The sequence below is a fragment of the Variovorax sp. PvP013 genome, assembly GCF_050435945.1.
Lineage (GTDB): Bacteria > Pseudomonadota > Gammaproteobacteria > Burkholderiales > Burkholderiaceae_C > Variovorax.
The window spans coordinates 1-3,780 of the sequence record NZ_JBNDLF010000023.1; the positions used below are offsets into that span (position 1 = coordinate 1).

At 73.7% G+C, this 3,780-nt stretch carries 5 protein-coding genes and 1 pseudogene; all 6 read right to left on the reverse strand.

Features of this window, described 5'->3' with window-relative positions; all coding sequences use genetic code 11:
• Positions 1 to 1,280 (reverse strand): chemotaxis protein CheA (locus tag ABID77_RS22520; protein ID WP_429600714.1); only part of this gene is annotated, 1,280 nt, incomplete at its 3' end.
• A 76-nt stretch (positions 1,281 to 1,356) separates the two neighbouring features.
• Positions 1,357 to 1,725, reverse strand: a complete 369-nt coding sequence (locus tag ABID77_RS22525) for a response regulator (protein WP_429600715.1) — start codon at positions 1,723 to 1,725, stop codon at positions 1,357 to 1,359.
• 102 nt (positions 1,726 to 1,827) lie between these two features.
• Positions 1,828 to 2,421, reverse strand: a complete 594-nt coding sequence (locus ABID77_RS22530) for a hypothetical protein (RefSeq protein WP_429600717.1) — start codon at positions 2,419 to 2,421, stop codon at positions 1,828 to 1,830.
• A complete protein-coding gene (locus tag ABID77_RS22535; protein WP_429600719.1) occupies positions 2,418 to 2,897 on the reverse strand; it encodes a hypothetical protein in 480 nt (159 codons plus the stop codon). Before ABID77_RS22535 ends, ABID77_RS22530 begins: the two co-directional genes overlap by 4 nt.
• A gap of 34 nt (positions 2,898 to 2,931) precedes the next feature.
• Positions 2,932 to 3,294, reverse strand: coding sequence for a response regulator (locus ABID77_RS22540; RefSeq protein ID WP_429600721.1), 363 nt, complete (start codon positions 3,292 to 3,294; stop codon positions 2,932 to 2,934).
• Between the two features lie 111 nt (positions 3,295 to 3,405).
• Positions 3,406 to 3,780: pseudogene (locus tag ABID77_RS22545) on the reverse strand (methyl-accepting chemotaxis protein); the annotation flags it as partial.

The window sequence follows — 3,780 nt, forward strand, 5'->3', positions numbered from 1 at the left end:
ATGACGATGTTGCCGCCCTGGTGGCTCGCGCGCAGGGTGATGGTGCCCCTGACGGGCTTGCCGCAGGCGATGCGCTCGGCCGGCGCCTCCAGGCCATGGTCCAGGCTGTTGCGCACCAGGTGCGTGAGCGGGTCGACGATGCGCTCGATGAGGCCCTTGTCGAGCTCGGTGCCCTCGCCCACGAGCTTCAGCTCGACCTCCTTGCCCAGGCGCGCGGCGACGTCGCGCACCACGCGCGGGAAGCGGTTGAACACCGCCGAGATGGGCATCATGCGGATCGCCATGGCCGCCTCCTGCAGCGCGCGCGTGTTGCGGTCGAGCTGGTCGAGCCCGGACTTGAGCTGCTCCAGGCGCTGCGTGCCGGCCGAGTCCACGCACTGCGCGAGCATGGCCTGCGTGATCACCAGCTCGCCCACCAGGTTGATGATCTGGTCGACCTTCTCCACGCCCACGCGGATCGAGTTGGACTCGTGCGCGGGGGCGGGGGCGGCGGATGCGGTGGGTGCCACCGGCGCGGCGGCCGTTGCCGGCTTCGGCGCGCTGGCGGCGAGCGCGACGGGCACGGGCATGGCCACGGGTGCGGGTGCGGGTGCGAGTGCGGGTGCGGAAGCTGTCGCCGCCGCTGCGGCTCCCTGGGCCGCCTCGTCGTCGTCGTCGTCGAAGAAGCCGAAGGCCACGCCTTCGACGCCCATGGGTTTGGCGGGCTGGGCCGGTTTGGCGGGGGGCTGGGCGGGCGCGGCGGCCGGCGCCGCTGCGGACGGGAGCGGCGTCGGCTCCTCCACGTCGTCGTCGAAGAAGCCGAAGGCCACGCCCTCCACGCCCAGCGGCTTGGCCGGCTTGGCCGCCGGCGCCGGCACGGGCACAGGGACAGGCACGGCGGCGACCGTCGCGGGCGCGGCCGCCTCGCCCTCGGTCAGGCGCCGGATGCACTCGCACAGCGCCTCCACCACGGCCGCGTCGACCGTGCCGCGGCCCTCGTGCTCGCTGATCTGCGCGCCGATCGTGTCGGTGCTGCGCAGCAGCGCGTCCACCATCTCGGTGGTCAGCGCGAGGCGCCGGTCGCGCAGCCGGTCGAGCAGCGACTCCAGCACGTGCGCGAGCTCGGTCACGCCGTGGAGCCCGAAGGTGGCCGAGCCGCCCTTGATCGAGTGCGCCGCGCGGAAGATCTTGTTGAGGTCCTCGGTGGTGACCGTCTCGATGCGCAGCGCCAGCAGCATCGCCTCCATCTCCTGGAGGTGCTCGCGCGCCTCCTCCACGAAGATGCCGAGAAACTCGCTCATGTCGATGTCCATGGACGCTCCTGTGCCTTGCGTTGCGGGGTCGTGTCGCGCGGGGGGTGCGGGCCGGCCGGCGCGCTCAGGCCAGCACCTTGTCGAGCACCGCCAGCAGCGTCTTCGGGTCGAACGGCTTGACCATCCACCCCGTGAGCCCGGCGGCCTTGCCCGCGGCCTTCATCTCGGGGCTCGACTCGGTGGTCAGCATCAGGATGGGCGTGCGCGCGTACTGCTCCTGCGCGCGCAGGCTGCGCGTGAGGGTCAGCCCGTCCATGTGGGGCATGTTCTGGTCGGTCAGCACCAGCGCGACGTCGGCGCGCTCGCCCGCGCGCGCCAGCGCATCGACCCCGTCGACCGCCTCCACCACGGTGTAGCCGCCACGGCGCAGCGTGGCCGCCACCATCTGGCGGATCGAGGGGGAGTCGTCGACGGTGAGGATCGTTTTGGTCATGGGACAGAGAGGTCTCGAGAAATTCGGGGATCGACAGGATCGAGGAAGGCGTCGCTGCGGGAGCGGCCCGGCCGCCCGGCGTGCGTTGGGGCGGCGTGCCGCTCAGAACAGCTCGACCGTGCCCACGACGGCGCGCTGCTGTCGCACCGGCCCGGCGCGCTTGGCGCTCGCGTCGAGCGCGGCGACGGCCCGGTGCAGGCGCGACGCCGTCCGCGCGCGGGCCGCTCGCTCGTCGACGGGCGTGGCGGCCGGGTCGCACACGGCGAGCCCGGGTTCGGGGCCGGGTCCGGGCACGACGGCGCAGCGCAGCGCCTCGCCCGCCTGCAGCGAGCGTCGCCGCAGGCTCTCGAGCATCTGGAGCAGCGCGTCCTCGCACTGCAGCGCCACCATCGCCGCCTCCAGATGCCGGCGGCAGGCGTCGGGGTCGGTGGCGGCGGCAGCGGCATCGATATCGACAGGCGCAGCGGCGGCGGCACGGGCCTCGGCGTCGGCCGCCAGGGCGGCGGCGAAGCTCGCGCGCAGCACCGCCATGGCGTCGCCGAGCAAGGCACCGGCCTGACCCAGTTCGTCGACCGACGCGTCGATGTGCGCGAGCGTCGCCTCGGCGCAGCTGCGCACCAGGACGCCCACGTCGTCGGCCGCAGCATCCACGTGCGGCATCGCGGCCGTGGACGGCGCCGCGGCCGCGCGGCTCACGCCAGCCCCCACAGCGCGAGGTGGCCGGTGCCGTAGCCGTCGATGTCGATGCGGTAGTCCGCGCGCAGCACCGCCGCCCCCGGGGCCGCGCCCTCCAGCGTCGCGGGCACCGCGCGCGGCGGGAAGATCGTCTCGAGCAGCGTCATGCGCGCGCTCTCGGGCACCACGTAGATGCGCGCGAGCACGTTGAGCACCTCGGCGAAGTTCTCCTGCAGCATCTCGTCGAGCACCCCCGTGGCGATGCGCTCCTGCGCCGACTCCGCCGGAATCAGCGACAGCGCCGCCCCCGTGAAGGCGGCCAAGGCGAGGTCGGCCGCGCACATGGCCACCACCGCGCGGTCGCCACCGTGGAAGGTGCCTCCGTAGGGCAGCTTCACCGTCGCCGAGGGCCTGGCGAGCAGCGTCGTCTCGGTCTCGCGCCGCGTGAGGCGGCGCACGCACTCGCTCACCTGGAAGGCGCTGGGCATCTTGATCATGGTTTCTCTCTCTGTCTGGGTGTCGTCGCGGGACTCAGTCGATCACGTCGCACAGCGCGTCGTGGAAGTCGTCGCTGGTGAAGGGCTTGCCGATGAGGAAGCGCGCGCCGCTGGCCGTGGCCAGGCTGCGCATGGCCGGACTCACCTCGGTGGTGACGAAGCCGAAGGGCGTCTGGTCGTCCGCCTCGCGCAGCTTCTGCAGGAACTCGATGCCCGTCATCTCGGGCATGTTCCAGTCGGAGATGATGAGGTCGGGCTCCTCGGAGGCGACCACCTGCAGGGCCTGGGCGCCGTCCTTGGCCTCCAGGATCTGGTGGCCGCGGAAGCCCGCCTCGCGCAGCATGTGGGCGATCACCTGGCGCATGGCGCGGCTGTCGTCGGCGATGAGGATCTTCATGGGGATGGGGGTTGAGGTTGGGTTCGGGGGAGGGGAAAGGAAATCGAGGTCGCCCGGGCGGTGCGCGTGCGCGGGCGACCCGGGAAGGGAGTTGGACTCAGGGGCCGGGGCTCAGAACGACTCCCAGTCGTCGGTGCCGGGGCGCGAGGGGGCGATCGGGCCCGCGCCCGCTCCGGCCCCCGCGCCCGCGCCCGCGTGGGCGAAGGCCGGCGCACCCAAGGGAGCGCGCATGGCCGGGGCGGCGACGGTCTTGCGAGGGGCCGAGGCTTTGCGCGCCGGCGCCACGGCGCGGTGCTCGACGCTCCGGGGCGCGGCGCGCGAGGCGCTCGCCGTCGCCGACGCCGATGCGCCCGAGCCCGAGGTCTGGAACACCCCCACGGCCTGCACCAGCTGCTCGGCCTGGAAGCGCATGCTCTCGGCGGCCGCCGCGCTCTGCTCGACCAGCGCGGCGTTCTGCTGCGTGGCCTGGTCCAGCTGCGTGACCGC

Coding starts and splice junctions, on each gene's coding strand:
- ABID77_RS22525 (WP_429600715.1), bottom strand. CDS start 1,725: ATGACCAAAACGATCCTCACCGTCGACGACTCCCCCTCGATCCGCCAG.
- ABID77_RS22535 (WP_429600719.1), bottom strand. CDS start 2,897: ATGATCAAGATGCCCAGCGCCTTCCAGGTGAGCGAGTGCGTGCGCCGC.
- ABID77_RS22540 (WP_429600721.1), bottom strand. CDS start 3,294: ATGAAGATCCTCATCGCCGACGACAGCCGCGCCATGCGCCAGGTGATC.